The sequence below is a fragment of the Pseudoxanthomonas sp. LARHCG66 genome (assembly GCF_052871755.1).
This window is the reverse complement of the sequence record NZ_JBIXJW010000006.1, coordinates 1-17,048: the sequence shown is the minus strand read 5'-3', so window position 1 is coordinate 17,048 and position 17,048 is coordinate 1. Positions and strand designations below refer to the sequence as shown.

General features: G+C 67.1%; 13 protein-coding genes. 12 read left to right on the top strand and 1 reads right to left on the bottom strand.

From position 1 onward, the window contains the following. Nucleotides 1-26 precede the first annotated feature (26 nt). Together ACIPRS_RS16165 and xth are read left to right on the top strand one after the other, a co-directional pair. Nucleotides 27-1,583: an MFS transporter gene (locus ACIPRS_RS16165; RefSeq protein WP_446539297.1), complete on the top strand. Its 1,557-nt coding sequence runs from the start codon at nucleotides 27-29 to the stop codon at nucleotides 1,581-1,583. Between the two features lie 28 nt (nucleotides 1,584-1,611). Further along, nucleotides 1,612-2,382 (top strand): exodeoxyribonuclease III, encoded by a 771-nt coding sequence (gene xth / locus ACIPRS_RS16160; protein WP_446539296.1) that lies wholly within the window; start codon nucleotides 1,612-1,614, stop codon nucleotides 2,380-2,382. Nucleotides 2,383-2,478: 96 nt separating this feature from the next. Here the strand turns inward: xth and ACIPRS_RS16155 are convergent, their stop codons facing one another. Beyond that, complete coding sequence (locus tag ACIPRS_RS16155; RefSeq protein ID WP_142125935.1) at nucleotides 2,479-2,736, bottom strand: GlsB/YeaQ/YmgE family stress response membrane protein; 258 nt, start codon at nucleotides 2,734-2,736, stop codon at nucleotides 2,479-2,481. Between the two features lie 177 nt (nucleotides 2,737-2,913). Here ACIPRS_RS16155 and ACIPRS_RS16150 point away from each other — a divergent pair, with 177 nt between their 5' ends. The 10 genes from ACIPRS_RS16150 to ACIPRS_RS16105 all read left to right on the top strand — a co-directional run bounded on the left by ACIPRS_RS16150 (nucleotide 2,914) and on the right by ACIPRS_RS16105 (nucleotide 15,509). Continuing rightward, nucleotides 2,914-3,537 (top strand): 4'-phosphopantetheinyl transferase family protein, encoded by a 624-nt coding sequence (locus ACIPRS_RS16150; protein ID WP_337732771.1) that lies wholly within the window; start codon nucleotides 2,914-2,916, stop codon nucleotides 3,535-3,537. After that, nucleotides 3,537-4,193 carry a 16S rRNA (guanine(527)-N(7))-methyltransferase RsmG gene (gene rsmG / locus ACIPRS_RS16145; protein ID WP_446539295.1) on the top strand — a complete coding sequence of 219 codons (657 nt, stop codon included), beginning with the start codon at nucleotides 3,537-3,539 and terminating at the stop codon, nucleotides 4,191-4,193. The genes ACIPRS_RS16150 and rsmG overlap by 1 nt, the downstream gene beginning before the upstream one ends. Before the next feature lie 186 nt (nucleotides 4,194-4,379). Continuing rightward, on the top strand, nucleotides 4,380-5,177 hold the full coding sequence (locus ACIPRS_RS16140) for a ParA family protein (protein ID WP_142125932.1): 798 nt from the start codon (nucleotides 4,380-4,382) through the stop codon (nucleotides 5,175-5,177). After that, nucleotides 5,177-6,073 carry a ParB/RepB/Spo0J family partition protein gene (locus tag ACIPRS_RS16135; protein ID WP_192202826.1) on the top strand — a complete coding sequence of 299 codons (897 nt, stop codon included), beginning with the start codon at nucleotides 5,177-5,179 and terminating at the stop codon, nucleotides 6,071-6,073. The genes ACIPRS_RS16140 and ACIPRS_RS16135 overlap by 1 nt, the downstream gene beginning before the upstream one ends. 227 nt (nucleotides 6,074-6,300) lie before the next feature. Continuing rightward, nucleotides 6,301-8,073: a DUF885 domain-containing protein gene (locus ACIPRS_RS16130; RefSeq protein WP_446539294.1), complete on the top strand. Its 1,773-nt coding sequence runs from the start codon at nucleotides 6,301-6,303 to the stop codon at nucleotides 8,071-8,073. A 360-nt stretch (nucleotides 8,074-8,433) separates the two neighbouring features. Next, entirely contained in the window at nucleotides 8,434-8,670 is a 237-nt protein-coding gene (rpmB, locus tag ACIPRS_RS16125) for a 50S ribosomal protein L28 (RefSeq protein WP_142125930.1), read from the top strand. Between the two features lie 13 nt (nucleotides 8,671-8,683). After that, entirely contained in the window at nucleotides 8,684-8,848 is a 165-nt protein-coding gene (gene rpmG / locus ACIPRS_RS16120; RefSeq protein WP_027070918.1) for a 50S ribosomal protein L33, read from the top strand. Nucleotides 8,849-9,101: 253 nt separating this feature from the next. Then, on the top strand, nucleotides 9,102-10,511 hold the full coding sequence (gene cls / locus ACIPRS_RS16115) for a cardiolipin synthase (RefSeq protein ID WP_446539293.1): 1,410 nt from the start codon (nucleotides 9,102-9,104) through the stop codon (nucleotides 10,509-10,511). 64 nt (nucleotides 10,512-10,575) lie between these two features. Then, the gene (locus tag ACIPRS_RS16110) at nucleotides 10,576-11,973 is read left to right on the top strand and encodes an FAD/NAD(P)-binding protein (protein ID WP_446539408.1); all 1,398 of its coding nucleotides are present in this window, start codon (nucleotides 10,576-10,578) and stop codon (nucleotides 11,971-11,973) included. Between the two features lie 65 nt (nucleotides 11,974-12,038). Then, the gene (locus tag ACIPRS_RS16105) at nucleotides 12,039-15,509 is read left to right on the top strand and encodes a hybrid sensor histidine kinase/response regulator (RefSeq protein ID WP_446539292.1); all 3,471 of its coding nucleotides are present in this window, start codon (nucleotides 12,039-12,041) and stop codon (nucleotides 15,507-15,509) included. Nucleotides 15,510-17,048: the final 1,539 nt, after the last annotated feature.

The following is a 17,048-nucleotide window of genomic DNA, read 5'->3' as shown; positions in this document are numbered from 1 at the left end:
GGATGACCCCCTGCTGACGGACCGCCATGTCGACCACCGCCGTACCCGCCAAAGCCACCCGCCGCGAATGGATCGGGCTGGCGATCATCGCGCTGCCCTGCATGGTCTATGCGATGGACCTGACCGTGCTGAACCTGGCCCTGCCCGCCATCAGCGCCGAACTCGACCCCACGGCCAGCCAGTTGCTGTGGATCGTCGACGTATACGGCTTCCTGGTGGCCGGCTTCCTGATCACGATGGGCACGCTGGGCGACCGCGTCGGCCGGCGCAAGCTGCTGCTGATCGGCGCGGCGGCGTTCGCCGCGGCGTCGGTGATGGCGGCGTTCTCGCGCAGTGCCGAAATGCTGATCGCGATGCGTGCGCTGCTGGGCGTGGCCGGCGCCACGTTGGCGCCTTCGACAATGTCGCTGATCCGCAACATGTTCCATGACGAACACGAACGCCAGTTCGCCATCGGCGTATGGATCGCGGCGTTCTCGGTCGGCGGGGCCATCGGGCCCCTGGTCGGCGGCGTGCTGCTGCAATGGTGGTGGTGGGGCGCGGCCTTCCTGGCGGCGGTGCCGGTGATGGTGTTGCTGCTGGTGCTGGGCCCGAAGCTGTTGCCGGAGTACCGCGACCCCGATGCCGGCAAGCTCGACCCGGCCAGCATGGTGCAATCGCTGTTCGCGGTGCTCGCCGTGGTCTACGGCCTCAAGCGCATCGCGGAATACGGCATGGATGTCCGCGGCATCGCGGTGCTGCTGCTCGGCCTGGGGCTGGGGGTGCTGTTCGTGCGTCGCCAGCAGCATCTGGCGTATCCGTTCCTCGACGTGACGCTGTTCCGGCGGCCGGCGTTCTCCGCCGCCATCGTCGCCTACGCGCTGGCCGGCCTGTCGATGATGGGCGTGTACATCTTCATGACCCAGTATCTGCAGCTGGTGCTGGGACTCACTCCGCTCCAGGCAGGCATCGCGACGGTGCCGTGGTCGTTGTGTTTCACCGTCGGCTCGCTGCTCGCGCCGCGACTGGCGCGCCATTGGGGTGCGCGCCGGGTGATGGTGCGCGGCCTGCTGTTCGCCGCCCTGGGTTTCGGCATCACCGCACTGGTCACGCCACCGTACGGGTTGTGGATCCTGATCGCGGGCATGCTGGCGATGAGCCTGGGCATGGCGCCGGTGTTCACGGTGGGCAACGAACTGATCATCACCACCGCGCCGCCGGAACGGGCGGGCGCGGCCTCGGCGCTGGCGGAAACCAGCGCGGAGCTCAGCGGCGCGCTGGGCATCGCCGTGCTGGGCAGCGCCGGCATGCTCGCCTACCGGCTGTGGCTGGATCCCGCCCTGCCCGCGACGCTGGGTGACGCCGACGCGACACGCGCGCTGTCCACGCTGGGCGGCGCGGTCGCGGTAGCCGGCGAACTGGGAGGCCAGGCCGGGACGCTGGTCGGCGACACCGCACGTGCCGCGTTCACCGGCGCCATGCGCGCCATCGCATTGTTCGGCGTGGCGATGATGCTGCTGGCCGCCTGGATGTCGGCGCGGCTGATGCGCGACGGCGAGGGTGCCGCGCATGCCGCCGTGGCCGACGAGGGAGCCGGCGCCTGACCGGCGTGCGTGGCTTAGAATCGCCGCCATGAAGATCGCCAGCTGGAACGTCAATTCGCTCAACGTGCGCCTGCCGCACCTCACGCAATGGCTGGGTGCGTTCGCGCCGGACATCGTGGGCCTGCAGGAAACCAAGCTGGAGGACCACCGCTTCCCGGACACCTCGCTGGCCGAGCTCGGCTACCGCAGCGTGTTCGCCGGGCAGAAGACCTACAACGGTGTGGCGCTGCTTTCGCGCGAACCCGTCAGCGATGTGCAGATCGGCATACCGGGCTTCGAGGACGAGCAGAAGCGCGTGATCGCCGCAACCGTGGGCGAGGTTCGCATCGTGAACCTGTACGTGGTCAACGGCCAGGACGTGGGTACCGACAAGTACGCCTACAAGCTGCGCTGGCTGGATGCGGTGCACGACTGGGTCGCCGCCGAACTGCAGGCGCACCCGAAGCTGGTCGTGATGGGGGACTTCAACATCGCGCCGGACGACCGCGACGTGTTCGACCCCAAGGTCTGGAACGACGACCACATCCTCACCTCCACCGCCGAGCGCGCCGCCCTTCACCGGCTCTACGCACTGGGCCTGCACGATGCCTTCCGCCTGCACAGCGACGAAGCCAACGTCTACAGCTGGTGGGACTACCGGATGGGTGGCCTGCGCCGCAACCTGGGCCTGCGCATCGACCTGACCCTGGTCTCCGACGCGCTGCGCGGGCACGCCGTGGAATCCGGCATCGACCGCGAACCGCGGACCTGGGAGCGCCCCAGCGACCATGCGCCCGCGTGGGTGCGCCTGGGCGGCTGATCGACGGAAACGAAGAAGGCCCGGCGGATGCCGGGCCTTCTCCTTGCCACGGGCCTTGGGTGCGTCTCAAGCGCGCACGCGGCCGCAGCGAAACCGTTACCTCGCCCTGCCCCGGGTGAACAGGTTCACGATGAGCAGCAACACCACCGCACCGATGAAGGCGGTGATCAGGAAGCCTACCCAGCCACCGCCCAGGCCAAGGCCCAGCGTCGGCAGCAGCCAACCGCCCAGGAAGCCGCCGATGATGCCGACCACGACGTTCAGGATGATGCCCTGCGACCCGTCACGCTTCATCACCAGGCTGGCCAACCAACCGGCGACGCCACCCACGATCAGATAGATGAGAAAATTCATTTCGTTGCTTCCTCCCTTGAATGGACAGAACCCCATGGTGCGGGGCACGCTTGAATCTTCAACGCGCGGCGTGAAACCGCCGTTAACTCACATGGGGGAAGCGTCCCTGCCCCTGCTACATAGCGCCATCGCAGCATGCTTGCACGCCGTGCCGCACCACGCATCGGGTCTGGCGGGATGAACTGGCGCAACGTGGCCGCGGACTGGCGGCTGGACGGCATCGCCCTGTGGTTGCTGCCGCATGCCCCGCGGCTGCGTGGCGAGCCCGCAGCGCGCGAGCAGCTGGCGCGCGTGCTCGACCTCGCACCGCACCTGCTGCCGATCACGCGCGACACGCTGGGACGGCCGCACTTCATCGCCCCGCTGCACTCGCTGGAAACCGGCTGGAGCCACAGCGGCGAGGCGCTGCTGCTGGCGCTGGGCGAGGACATCGAACTGGGCGTGGACCTGGAGCGGTTGCGCCCGCGCCCGCGCGCGATGGAGCTGGCGCAGCGCTTCTATCATCCGCAGGAAACCTCGTGGCTGCATTCGCTCGACGAGGATGCACGCATGCTGGCCTTCGTGCGCCTGTGGTGCGCCAAGGAAGCCGTGCTGAAGGCGCACGGCCAGGGCATCTCCTTCGGCCTGCACCGCTTCCATGTCCGCCTCGACGGGGATCGCGCATGGCTGGCGGCATGCGATCCCGCGCTCGGCCATGCCGACGACTGGCACCTGCACGAATGGGCGCCGCGCGCGGACTACCGCGCCGCGTTGGCCTGGCATCCGCGCGGGGCCGCGTGGCGGCCTGCGATAATGCCGTGATGAACGACACCGCCTTTCCCGCCGATATGCGCGAAACCCTGCACCATGGCCTGGCCGCCCTCGGCTTGGATGCCGAGGCGTTGGCGCCACGGCTGCTCGCTTACCTCGCCCTGCTCGATCGCTGGAACAAGACCTACAACCTCACCGCCATCCGCGACCCGCGCGAGATGGTCACGCGCCACCTGCTGGATTCGCTGGCGATGCACCCGTTCGTGGACGGACTCGCCGCGAACGGTGGCGCACTCGCCGACCTCGGCACGGGTCCGGGCCTGCCCGGGATTCCGCTGGCGATCGCTAAGCCGGGACTGCGCGTGACCCTGGTGGAGAGCAACGGCAAGAAGGCGCGCTTCCTGCGCGAAGCGTTGCGCACCCTGAAACTGGACAACGCCCGCGTGGCCGAATCCCGCGCCGAGGCGCTGGACGAACCACAGGCCTACGACGCCCTCACCGCCCGGGCCCTGGACGTGCTGGCGGGCATCATCGAGGTGGGCGGCCACCTGCTGAAACCGGGCGGGGCACTGCTGGCGATGAAGGGCGTACGGCCTGACGAGGAGATCGCGGCATTGCCGGCGGGCTGGTCGCTGGAAGCCCTGCACCCGCTGACGGTCCCGGGTCTGGTCGGCGAACGCCACATGGTCATCGTGCGCCGCGACTGATCGGCGCAACGTGGCCACGCGAAACCTGTAACTCCTTGAAAAGACTGGTCACGCCCGAATGCCGGCGCGGGGCTGTCCCTCGGGCTGACCGGGAGCGGGCGCCTTGTGCGTACCCTTCATTTCGCACGGCCCCGCCCGAGCCCGCATAATCCCCCCTCACCCCGTACTCGATAAGGCGCCCCTCGCATGGCCCGCATCATCGCCGTCGCCAACCAGAAAGGCGGAGTCGGCAAGACCACCACCGCCGTGAACCTGGCCGCCGCGCTGGCGCGCGCGCCGCAGCGGGTGCTGCTGGTCGACCTGGATGCGCAGGGCAACGCCACGATGGGCAGCGGCGTGGACAAGCGCGAGGTCGAGGCTTCGACCTGCGACGTGCTGCTCGGCGAGGTCGAGGCGAAGGCCGCCGTGGTGACCACCCCGGAAGGCTTCGACCTGATGCCGGGCAACATCGACCTGACGGCGGCCGAGATCCAGCTGATGGATGCGGACGGCCGCGAACAGCGCCTCAAGAGCGCGCTGCAACCGCTGCGTGGCGACTACGACTTCATCATCGTCGATTGCCCGCCCGCGCTGTCGCTGCTCACGCTCAATGCGTTGACCGCCGCAGACTCGGTGCTGGTGCCGATGCAGTGCGAGTACTACGCGCTGGAAGGCCTGTCCGCGCTGATGGAAACCATCGAAGCGCTGCGCGCACGCCTGAACCCCACCCTGGAAATCGAAGGCGTGCTGCGCACGATGTTCGACATCCGCAACAACCTGGCCAACGCGGTCTCCGGCGAACTGACCACCCACTTCGGCGACAAGGTGTTCCGCACCATCGTGCCGCGCAACGTGCGCGTGGCCGAAGCGCCCAGCCACGGCCAGAGCATCGTGGGCTACGACCGCACCTCGCGCGGCGGCGTGGCCTACCTTGGCCTGGCCGGCGAGATCCTGCGCCGCCAGGCCGACCGCAAGAAGCAACAGCAGCATATGGAGCATGCGTGATGAGCGCCCCGAAGAAGCGCGGCCTGGGTCGCGGACTGGAAGCCCTGCTCGGCCCCAAAGCCGCCGAGACGCCACCGCCGGAAGCCCAGCCGGGTGAAGCCCTGCGCACGCTGCCGGTACAGCAGCTGCAACCGGGCAAGTACCAGCCGCGCACGGCGATGGACCCCGGCAAGCTGACCGAGCTGGCCGAGTCGATCAAGGCGCAAGGCGTGATCCAGCCGATCGTCGTGCGGGAACTTTCGCCCGGCAAGTTCGAGATCGTCGCCGGCGAACGCCGCTGGCGCGCCTCGCAGGAAGCCGGCCTGGCCGAAGTACCGGTGGTCGTGCGCGATCTGGACGACCGTACCGTCATTGCGATGGCGCTGATCGAGAACATCCAGCGCGAAGACCTCAATCCGCTCGAGGAAGCGCAGTCGCTGCAGCGCCTGATCAACGAATTCGCGCTGACGCACGCCGAAGCTGCCGAAGCGGTAGGCCGCTCGCGCGCGGCCGTGTCCAACCTGCTCCGCCTGCTGGAATTGCCGCCGGCCATCCGCGCGCTGCTGGAAGCGCGCCGTCTTGAAATGGGCCACGCCCGCGCCCTGCTGACGCTGTCGCCGGACCTGGCCAGCAAGCTCGCCTCCGATGCCGCCGAGCAGGGCTGGTCGGTGCGCGAAGTGGAACACCGCGCGCAGCAGTTCGCCGCCGGCAAGGTGCCGGTCAACGGCAAGAAAGCAAAGCCCGCCAAGGCGGCACCGCAGCCCGACATCGCCTCGCTGGAAACCGAACTGTCCGAGAGCCTCGGCACGCGCGTCACCATCGCCCACGGCCGCGGCGGCAAGGGCAAGCTGATCATCCAGTACACCGACCTGGACACCCTGGACGGCGTGCTGGAGCGGCTGCGCCCGCGGGTGTGATGCTTGTGCTTGCTGTAGGAGCGACGCAAGTCGCGACCGCACGCCATCAGGCCATCGCCGCGCCTCACTCCCGAGGCGGGCGCTGACACCAGAAACCAGTCTCGTGCCGCAGCCCACGGCACGACGCGGGTATCGCGCGTGTCGGCGCCATGGTCGCGACTCACGTCGCTCCTACAGAAAGCACCGATGCCGACGCTGCATTACCATCCGGTTTCCGCTTTCACCGGATGCCCGCCTTGAACCTCCGCATCGCCGCCCTGCTGCTCGCCTGCGCACCCTTGCAGGCGTTCGCCTTCGCCCCGTCCGACGCCGACCAGCGCTTCCAGGCGCTCTACGAGAAGGAATGGAAGTGGCGGCAGGAACAGACCGGCCAGGCCGATGAGGACACCGATACCAGCGGCGACAAGCGCCGCCTGCCGGACGTGGGCGCCGAGGCGCACCAGGCGCGACTGAAGGTCTGGGAACAGGTGTTGAAAGACCTGGATGGCATCGACGCAGCGGCCCTGTCGCCGGAGAACCGCATCAACCTGGCCATCTACCGGCCGCAGGTCGAGAACCTTGCCGCCGAGGTGCGCCTGCGCGCCTACGAGATGCCGTTCAATTCCGACTCGTCGTTCTGGTCCAACCTGTCGTTCATGGCGCGCCGGCCGATGAAGACCGCCGAGGACTACCGCGCCTATGCCGCGCGCCTGCGCGACGTGCCGCGCTACTTCGACCAGCACATCGTCAACATGCGTGCAGGCCTGAAGCGCGGCTTCAGCGTGCCGCGTGCGGTGCTGGACGGGCGCGACGTCTCCATCGCCACGGTGGCGGAGTTGAAGGATCCGGAACAATCCACGTTCTACGCCCCGTACAGGAAGATGCCGGCCAGCATCCCGGCGGCGGAACAGGAAGCGCTGCGCAAGGAAGTGCGCGACGCGATCGGCCAGCAGGTGGTGCCCGCGTTCGGCACGTTGCTGACCTTCTTCCGCACCGAGTACGTGCCGCAGGCGCGCACCACGCTGGCCGCGGAGGCCATGCCGGGCGGCAAGGATTTCTACGCCCAGCAGATCCGCGAATACACCACGCTGGACCTCAACGCCGAACAGATCCACCAGATCGGCCTGAAGGAGGTGGCACGCATCCAGGCCGAGATGCAGGACGTCATCAAGCAGGCCGGCTTCAAGGGGACGTTCGCGGAGTTCCTGACCTTCCTTCGCACCGACCCGCAGTTCTACGCGAAGACGCCACAACAGCTGCTCGATCGCGCGGCGTGGATCTCCAAGCGCGTGGATGGCGAAGTCGGCAAGTACATCGGCACGCTGCCGCGCGGGCGCTTCACCATCGTCGAGGTGCCGGCCGACATCGCGCCGTTCTGGACCGCCGGCCGCGGCGGCCTGGGCACGTACTGGCTGAACACCTACGACCTGCCATCGCGCCCGCTGTACAACCTGCCGGCCCTGACCCTGCATGAATCCTCACCCGGCCATTCGCTGCAGGCGGCACTGGCGCAGGAACAGGGCGCACAGCCGGCGTTCCGCCGCGACAACTACATCTCCGCCTACGGCGAAGGCTGGGCGCTGTATACCGAGAAGCTGGGCAGGGAGATGGGCATCTACGAGACGCCCTACGAAGATTTTGGTCGCCTGACCTACGAAATGTGGCGCGCCGCCCGCCTGGTCATCGATACCGGCGTGCACCACAAGAACTGGACCCGCGACCAGGCGCTGGCCTACCTGCGCGACCACACCGCCCTGTCCGAACACGAGGTCACCACCGAGGTGGACCGCTACATCTCCTGGCCGGCGCAGGCGCTGAGCTACAAGCTGGGCGAGATCGCCATCGTCCGCCTGCGCGGCGAGGCCGAGCGCGAGCTTGGCCCGAAGTTCGACATCAAGGCCTTCCACGACGCCGTGCTCAAGCAGGGCTCGGTGACCCTGCCGGTGCTGGAAAGCCAGATCCGGGCCTTCATCGCCGCCAGCAAGGCGAGCCCGGGCAAGGCGGCGGCCGCGGCGCCGTGATTCAGTAGGTTGGGCCCTGGCCCACCTTGCCCGATCCGGCCCTCCGGTATCCGAACGCCACGATGCCGGGCCAGGGCCCAACCTACGCCCGGCCGCAGTCCCGTAGGGCGGGCCCCGGCCCGCCTCCGCCATCGACCCCGCGACACTCCACCTAAGTGCTTGCGGGGCAAGGGAAACATCGGCATAATGCGCGGCTCGCTGCGTCCGGCATGACCGGATCTGCGGCCGGAAGCGCGATTCCGGCTTGGGTCAGCAGCGGTTTTCCTGCCGTATCGCGTGGTGTCCGTCCTGCCCTGCAGGCCGTCCGCCGGGCCGCCGTCTCCCGGGCTACGGGCGACACAATTATCCATCGAGGTGCGTATGTCCCGCGTATGCCAAGTGTCCGGCAAGCGTGTGATGACGGGTAACAACGTCAGCCACGCGAACAACAAGACCCGTCGTCGTTTCCTGCCCAACCTGCACGAGCGCCGTTTCTGGGTCGCCAGCGAAAACCGCTGGGTCAAGCTGAAAGTCTCCGCGCATGCACTGCGCACCATCGACAAGAACGGCATCGACTCCGTCCTGGCCGAGCTGCGCGCGCGCGGCGAGAAGATCTGAGGAGTAATCGAACATGGCATCCAAGCGCGACAAGATCCGTCTGATCTCCTCGGCCAACACCGGCCACTTCTACACGACGGACAAGAACAAGAAGAACACCCCGGGCAAGATGGAAATCAAGAAGTACGACCCGGTCGTGCGCAAGCACGTGATCTACAAGGAAGGCAAGATCAAGTGAAATAGCGGCGCGCATGCTCTGCATGCGCCTGTGCCGCTGTTTCACCCCGGCGAAGGCCGGGGTCCAGCGCCTCCCAGAAAGCCCCGCTTCGGCGGGGCTTTCTGCTTTTCGACTTCGGAGAGTCAAAAGCTGCCCCTCATCCGCCCGCTGGGCACCTTCTCCCCGCTTTGCGGGGAGAAGGAACTACCTTCGGGTTTTCTTTACCCGCGAGCACCAGCAGAATCGATCCATCCCACTTGGACGGATCCACCACATGGACTGGTCCCTCGGCACCGCCCTGCTGATCGTCGACTGGCTGATCCGCCTGGCGGCGCTGTGGTGGATTCCCAGTCGCACCACGCCGGCCGCCGCACGCAGCTGGTTGCTGCTGGTCGGTTTCGTGCCGCTGCTGGGTCTGCCGCTCTATCTGCTGCTCGGCCATCCCTGGCTGTCGCGCGAGCGCATTGACCGGCAGTCGCGGGCCACCGACGTGATCCGCGAGGAACAGCGTCCGCTCAGCGCGCTGCGCTGGTCCCCACGCGAGGGCGCTGCCGTCGAAATGGCGCCCCTGATCGAACGCCAGGGCGCCTTCATGCCCACCCATGGCAATGCCGTGGACCTGCTGGACGACTACGACGCCTCGCTGCGCGCGCTGCTCGACGACATCGACGCCGCCACGCAGCAGGTCCACCTGCTGTATTACCTGATGTTCGACGACACTGTGGGCGAAGCGATCGCCGCCGCACTCTGCCGGGCCGCCGCACGCGGCGTGGCCTGCCGCATGCTGCTCGATGCCGTCGGGGCGAAGCGCGGCTTGCGCGCCTATGCAACACGCCTGCGTGCCGCGGGTGTCGATGTACACGACATGCTACCAGGCGGCCTGCGCTGGCGACGCAGCGGGCGCATGGATCTTCGCAACCATCGCAAGGTGGCGGTGATCGACAACTGTATCGGCTACGTGGGCTCGCAGAACCTGGCCACCGCGACGTTCGTTCCCGGCCATCCGAATCGCGAACTGGTGGCGCGCGTGCGGGGCCCCGTGGTCGCGCACCTGGAGGGCGTGTTCGCCAGCGACTGGTACATCGAAACCGGCCAGCGGCTCGAGGTGCACCCCGACCTGACGGTGCAGGCACAGGATGTCGCCGCGCAACTGCTGCCCAGCGGACCGGCGTATCCATTCGAGAACGCGCGCGACACGGTGAATGCACTCATCCACCTGGCACGCCGCAAGGTGGTACTGACCACACCGTACTTCGTCCCCGACGACGCCACGCTCAGCGCGCTGCGCATCGCCGCGTTGTCGGGGGTGGACGTGCAACTGGTGCTTTCGGCCACCAACAACCAGACGCTGACCGCGTGGGCGCAGCAGTCGTACTACGAAGAGCTGCTGGCCTGCGGGGTGAAGATCGCGCTGTACAGGCCGCATTTCCTGCATGCGAAACACCTGACCGTGGACGACGGCATCGCCCTGGTCGGCTCGATCAACCTGGACATCCGCTCGTTCGCGCTCAATGCCGAAATCGGCCTGGTCTGCTACGACACCGGGGTGGTCGCGCACATCCGCGCGATCGAGGCCGACTACCTGGCGCATGCGGACCACGTCGAACGCGATGCCTGGCGGCGACGCCCCGGCTGGCAGCGCAGCCGGGAAGGCATCGCACGGCTGGCCGACTCGCTGATGTAGGGTGGGCACACCCTCATGCGGCTTGCGCATGAGGGCCGGCATGCCGTTCGCCTACAATGGCGACATGAGCGCTGCCACGACACCCCGCCTGCCGCCCTGCGACCTCGCGATCATCGGTGGCGGTGCCGGTGGCGTACTGGCGGCGATGCAGGCACTGCGCCAGGCCACCACGCCGCTGCGCATCGTGATGATCGAGCCTCGCGACGTGCTGGCGCAGGGCGTCGCGTATGCGACGTCCCATGGCGAGCACGTGCTGAATGTCCCCGCGGGCCGCATGAGTGCCTTCGACGACCGGCCTGCCGATTTCCTCGACCATGTCGTGGCCACCACACCCACGGGCGGCCCCGACCGCGAGACGCTGGCGCATGCGTTCATCGAGCGTCGCCGCTACGGCGACTACCTGCGCACGCGACTGCAGGAAGCCGTCGCGGCCAGTCCAGCCTTGCTGCAGGTCGTCCACGACAGCGTGCTTGAGCTCGACGCGCGCGACGACGGCGCGACGCTGCGACTGGCCGGGCATGGCGCGCTGGAGGCACGTGGCGTGGTCCTGGCCGTCGGCAACACGCCCAAGCCGCTACCAGCGCGGGGTGCGCCGCAACTGCCGGAAGGCCATTCGATCGCCGCGTGGGATTTCGATGCGGTGAAGGCGATTCCCGTGGATGCCGACCTCTGCATCGTCGGTTCCGGCCTCAGCATGGTGGACACCGTGCTCAGCCTCGCCGACAACGGCCACGCCGGCACGATCCACGTGTTGTCGCGGCACGCGCTGCTGCCGCTGCCGCATTGCCACGGACCGGCTGCGACCTACGATCCGGCTCCCCTGCAGACGATGGACCTGCGCGCACGCATGCGCTTCCTGCGTGCGGCAGCGAAGCAGGCGGTCGCCGACGGACTGCCGTGGCAGGCGGCCATGGAGCGCATCCGCCCGCACGGCCAAGCGCTGTGGCAATCGATGTCCATCGCCGACCAGCGCCGGTTCCTGCGCCACGTGGTGCGCCAGTGGGATGTGCACCGGCACCGCATCGCGCCGGAGGTGCACGCGAAACTGCAGGCCCTGCTCGATCGCGGCCAGTTGCGGCTGCACCGCGGCCGCCTGGACACGGTGATGGCCGAGGGACGCTGCCTGCGCGTGACCACGCATACCCGCGACGGCCGTACCGACGAGTTCGACGTCGACTACGTGGTCAACGCCACGGGGGTGGAGATGCGCGCGCAGACCATGCGCAATCCGCTGCTGCACGACCTGCTGGGCAAGGGGCATGCGCAGGCGGGTCCGCATGGCATCGGCCTGAAGGCGGCGCGCGACGGCCGCATGGTCGACGCGGAAGGCAACCCGCAACCGCGCGTATTCATCCTCGGCAGCCTGCGCATCGGCTGCGTGTGGGAGAGCATCGCCGTTCCCGAACTGCGCGGCCAGGCCGAGACCGCCGTACGCGAACTGCTCGCCACCACGCCCGCCTGACCACCCGCCCCGGCACGCGCCACGCAGTACACTCGGCGACGGGTTGAGCGCCGGGGGAGAGGGCGTTGGTTTCCAGCTGGATCCTGCTGTTGGTGTCCGTCGGCTATGCCGCGCTGCTGTTCGGCGTGGCGTGGTGGGGCGACCGTCGCCCGATGTATCCCGACCGCCCGTGGTTGCGGCCGGTCGTCTACAGCCTGGCCTTGGCGGTGTACTGCTCGTCGTGGACGTTCTACGGGGCGGTCGGCAGCGCGGTGCGCAACGGCCTGGGCTACCTGCCGATCTATCTCGGCCCGGTCCTGCTGCTGCTGTTCGGCTGGCGCATCATCGAACGGCTGGCCCTGATCGCGCGCAGCGAGAACACGGTGTCGATCGCCGACTTCATCTCGTCCCGCTACGGCCGTTCGCGCCGTCTCGCCGCGCTGGTCACCGTGATCGCGCTGATCGGCGTGGTGCCGTACCTGGCACTGCAGTACAAGGCCGTCGCCATGAGTCTGAGCGTGCTCAGCGGCGAAGGCGGCGACAGCACGCATGGTTTCTTCACGGACCCTGCGCTGTATGTCGCGCTGTTGATGGCGCTGTTCGCCGCACTGTTCGGCACTCGCCAGGTGGACGCCACCGAGCACCACCACGGCATGATGCTGGCGATCTCGCTGGAGTCGGTGGTGAAGCTAGTGGCGATGATCGCGGTGGGCGTGTTCGCCTATCTGTGGCTGGGCGGGAACAACATCCACGTCGCGGACTCGGCCCGCACGCTGTTCGAGAACGCGCCTCCGGTCGGCTTCATCGCGCAGACGCTGCTCGGCTTCCTCGCCATCGTGTGCCTGCCACGCCAATTCCACGTGGCCGTGGTGGAATGCAGCGACGTGGGCGATATCCGCAAGGCGCGCTGGCTGTTCGGTGGCTACCTGGTGCTGTTCTCGCTGATGGTGGTCCCGGTCGCCGCCGCCGGCATCGCGCTGTTCGGGGGCACCAATGTGGCCGACGACAGCTATGTGCTGGCGTTGCCACTGGCGGAGGGCCGCACCGCGCTGGCGATCGTCGCCTATGTCGGCGGCTTCTCCGCGGCGACCGGCATGGTGATCGTCGCCAGCATCGCGCTGGCCACCATGGTCAGCAACGACCTGATCATGCCGGTGCTGCTGCGCCGCGGCTGGGCCGAGCACCATGCCGAAGCGGATGTGGCCTCGCGCGTGCTGTGGATCCGTCGCGTGGCCATCCTGCTGCTCGCACTGACGGCCTACTCGTACTACCGCAGCAGCAGCAACGACAGCACGCTGGCGTCGTACGGCCTGATGGCGTTCGCCGCGGTGGCGCAGTTCGCCCCTGGCCTCATCGGCGGCCTGTACTGGCGTGGCGCCAGCCGGCGCGGCGTGGAAGTGGGCATGGTGCTGGGCTTCGCCACGTGGATATACACGCTGCTGCTGCCCACGATGACCCAGGCCGGCTGGTTCGATCCGCACTGGTTGCATGCCGGTCCGTTCGGCATCACCTGGCTGCGGCCGCAGCAGTTGTTCGGCCTGAGCGGGTGGGACACGCTGACGCACGGAACGTTCTGGTCGCTGCTGGTCAACACCGGCGCGATGATGATCGTCTCCGCGCGCTCGCGCCCCGGCGTGGACGAACGCCTGCGGGCCGCGCCCTTCCTCGACCCCTACGCACAGCGCCCCGCGCTGGTGGCCGGCGAATGGCCCGGCAGCGTGCGCGTGGGTGACCTGTGCACGCTGGCGGAACGCGTGGTCGGCGAGCGCCATGCGCGGCGTGCATTCGCCGAACAGGCGCAGCTGCTGGAACGCGAACTGCAGCCGAATGTGCCCGCCGACCGCGTCTGGGTACAGTTCACCGAACGCCTGCTCGCGGCCGCCATCGGCGCCGCCTCGGCGCGCATCGTGCTGACCAGCGTGCTGCGCGGCTCGGGCATGGAGCTGGGCGAAGTGGTCGCGGTACTCGACCAGGCCGGCCAGGAGCTGCGCTTCAACCGCGAGATCCTGTCCACCACGCTGGAGAACATCAGCGCCGGTGTCAGCGTGGTCGATCCCGACATGCGGCTGGTGGCCTGGAACCGCCGCTACCAGCAGATGTTCGGCTATCCCGACGGCATGCTCTACGTGGGCCGTCCGGTGGCCGACCTGATCCGCTACAACGCGGAACGCGGCGAACTGGGCGATGGCGACATCGACGAACAGATCAACAAGCGCATCCGCTACATGCGCGCTGGCTCGCCGCATATTTTCGAGCGCGTGCGCGCCGATGGCCAGGTCATCGAGATGCGCGGGCAACCCCTGCCCGGAGGTGGCTACGTCACCAGCTACAACGACATCACCGACTTCAAGCATGCCGAAGCACAACTGCTGGAAACCAACGAGACGCTGGAACAGCGCGTGGCCGAACGCAGCCAGGCCGCCGAGCATGCGCAGCAGTCGCGCACGCGCTTCCTCGCGGCCATCAGCCACGACGTGCTGCAGCCGCTGAACGCGGCACGCCTGTTCGTCAGCGCGCTGCGCGACAGCGAACAGGGTGCGGATGCACAGGCCCAGGAACGCCAGCACCTTGCCGAGCGCGTGGACGCGTCGCTGCGTGCCGCCGAGGAACTGCTGGACGGCCTGCTGGATGTCTCCCGCCTGGATGCCGGCGGACTGCAGACGCAGATCAGCGATTTCGATGCGGGCGAACTGCTGCGCGAACTCGCCGCGCAGTACGCTCCGGTCGCCGCAGGCCGCGGGATCAGCCTGCGCGTGCACGCACGCCCCATTCCGGTGCGCAGCGACCGCCGCCTGTTGCGCCGCGTGCTGCAGAACTTCCTCGCCAATGCGCTGCGCTACACGCGCGACGGGCGCATCGTGATCGGCATGCGCGCACAGGCCGACAAGGTGGTCCTGCAGGTCTGGGATACCGGCCCCGGCATTCCCGAAAACCACATGCGGCAGATCTACGACGAGTTCCACCGCTACCAGCAGCCGTTCGACTGGGGCGAACGTGGCCTCGGCCTGGGCCTGTCGATCTGTCAGCGCATCTCTCGCCTGCTGCAGCACGAACTGGATGCGCGCAGCAAGGTCGACCACGGCAGCATGTTCTCCATCGTCGTGCCGCGCGGCAGCCCCACCAGCGAACGGCGCGCGTCGCCACGACGCACCGCGCTTGCAAACGATTCGCTTGCCGGGCTGCGCGTACTGTGCGTGGACAACGACCGCGAAATCATCGACGGCATGCAGGCCCTGCTCGGCCGCTGGCAGGTGGAAGTACTCACCGCCACCACGGTCGACGAAGCGCTCGAGAAGATCGCACAGGCACCGACCGTGATGCTGGTGGACTACCACCTGCACGACCGCCTCGATGGCCTTGCCACGCTCGACGCCCTGCGCGCCGCCAGCCCCGGCCCCATTGCCGGCGCCCTGCTCACCGCCGATGGCCGCGACGAACTGAAGCGCGAAGCCCGCGAATGCGGCTACCGGCTGCTGACGAAGCCGGTCAAGCCCGCCTCGCTGCGCGCCTTCCTCGCCGCCCACCACGTGTCCGCATCGCTGCCCGCGGTGGATTGAGCAGCCCCGCCACGCCTGCATTCACGTTCCGCGACTTAACCAGACCGCCGGATGGGACCCAATTTCATGTAGCGATGGATCGCCAGAATCCGTATCGGTGAGCGACAAACCTCGGCGATCCAACACGCAAGTTGCCCGCACAAACCGATCCCGTTATCACCCCGCATTCGCCCTGCTATTTGATCGCCACCCTACTTCCCGCAAATAGCACCGACGGAGCATTCCGAGCGCTCGACTTCTGGCCCCGGCAAGGCATTGAATGAGAAGGTCATCTTCCTGTTGACGCCTCAATGCGCCGCCTGAATACTCCGTGCTATTACCCCGAAATGGGGTCTACTAGGTGTTAGAGCCCATGATCAAGTCCGCAGCCATTGTTAGATTCGCGACGTTGCTTCTGGCTTTGGCCTCATGGTTGGTCGCTATCCTATTCTTGATAGCTGCACTACATGCCGACGCCACCATTCCTCCTGGCCAAGTCAATGAGTCCATGCTCGGATACGTAATGTCATTGGTTCTTGCACTAACAGGCTGGGGTCTACTTGGCGTTTCTCGCATCTACCGCAAGGATCGTCCTGCATCATCAGCGGATGCGCAGGACTCGAGCAGTGGGCATGAGCATAGGCATGGGCTCTAACAATTCATTCAAGCCGAACCCGCTTCGCGGGTCGGCTTAATTCCGGTGTTAGGGCTCAATGTCAGAGTTCACCGCAAGCTTAGTTCCTGGATTCCCCTACGCACCCACAGTGCCGGAGGTCGGCGGGCTTGATTACGACATCTGGACCTTACGGATCACGCTTCACTTTGAAGAGTCGCCACCAGCTTATCTGACCTTCAAAGACCTTTCTGGCTTCAGGGTTCTCCGCGAGGGCGACTTATTAGAGTACTGGAGCACTGCGCGCCCTAACGGCTGGCTCTGGGAGGTTCGGTCTGGCGGCTGGATGGCATCTGAGGCTCAGAGACCAGGCTTTATCAGTGGCAACACGCGGGGTATCAGGGAGTTCTTGGTGGTTGGTCAGACAGATTGTGTCAGCGTCCTGTCTTCGTCCGCTCCAGAGTTCTCTCGGATTGAGCCCTAACAATTCATTCAAGCCGAACCCGCTTTGCGGGTCGGCTTAATTCAGGTGTTAGGCCGCAATGAAAGCTCACTTTGTTGCCGAGATCCATCTTCTACCGATTGAGACCGGCAGTCGATCAACTCCGTTGGCATCTGGTGAGTGGCGCACCATTCTTGGCATCGGCAACGAGCACTGGTCAGCCCGCCTTACTTTTGCGGACAGTCCTGGACCCGGCGATACCTTTCATGCCACGGTGCAGCTACTAGTTCCAGATGCACTTAAGTACTTTTCTGTGGGTTCTGATTTCACAGTCTGGGAGAATGGCAACAAAGGGATAGGTCGCGTTTTGTTGGTTGCGGCCTAACAATTCATTCAAGCCGAACCCGCTTCGCGGGTCGGCTTAATTCTGGTGTTAGGCCCCACGAACAGATCAGGATGCTTCCGCAATGAGTTTGTCATTTCATATCGACTTCAACGGTCAATG

Bases quoted from the DNA above. Each gene is read 5' to 3' on its own strand.
- ACIPRS_RS16165 (WP_446539297.1), top strand. From the start codon at position 27: ATGTCGACCACCGCCGTACCCGCCAAAGCCACCCGCCGCGAATGGATC.
- xth (WP_446539296.1), top strand. From the start codon at position 1,612: ATGAAGATCGCCAGCTGGAACGTCAATTCGCTCAACGTGCGCCTGCCG.
- ACIPRS_RS16155 (WP_142125935.1), bottom strand. From the start codon at position 2,736: ATGAATTTTCTCATCTATCTGATCGTGGGTGGCGTCGCCGGTTGGTTG.
- ACIPRS_RS16150 (WP_337732771.1), top strand. From the start codon at position 2,914: ATGAACTGGCGCAACGTGGCCGCGGACTGGCGGCTGGACGGCATCGCC.
- rsmG (WP_446539295.1), top strand. From the start codon at position 3,537: ATGAACGACACCGCCTTTCCCGCCGATATGCGCGAAACCCTGCACCAT.
- ACIPRS_RS16140 (WP_142125932.1), top strand. From the start codon at position 4,380: ATGGCCCGCATCATCGCCGTCGCCAACCAGAAAGGCGGAGTCGGCAAG.
- ACIPRS_RS16135 (WP_192202826.1), top strand. From the start codon at position 5,177: ATGAGCGCCCCGAAGAAGCGCGGCCTGGGTCGCGGACTGGAAGCCCTG.
- ACIPRS_RS16130 (WP_446539294.1), top strand. From the start codon at position 6,301: ATGCCCGCCTTGAACCTCCGCATCGCCGCCCTGCTGCTCGCCTGCGCA.
- rpmB (WP_142125930.1), top strand. From the start codon at position 8,434: ATGTCCCGCGTATGCCAAGTGTCCGGCAAGCGTGTGATGACGGGTAAC.
- rpmG (WP_027070918.1), top strand. From the start codon at position 8,684: ATGGCATCCAAGCGCGACAAGATCCGTCTGATCTCCTCGGCCAACACC.
- cls (WP_446539293.1), top strand. From the start codon at position 9,102: ATGGACTGGTCCCTCGGCACCGCCCTGCTGATCGTCGACTGGCTGATC.
- ACIPRS_RS16110 (WP_446539408.1), top strand. From the start codon at position 10,576: ATGAGCGCTGCCACGACACCCCGCCTGCCGCCCTGCGACCTCGCGATC.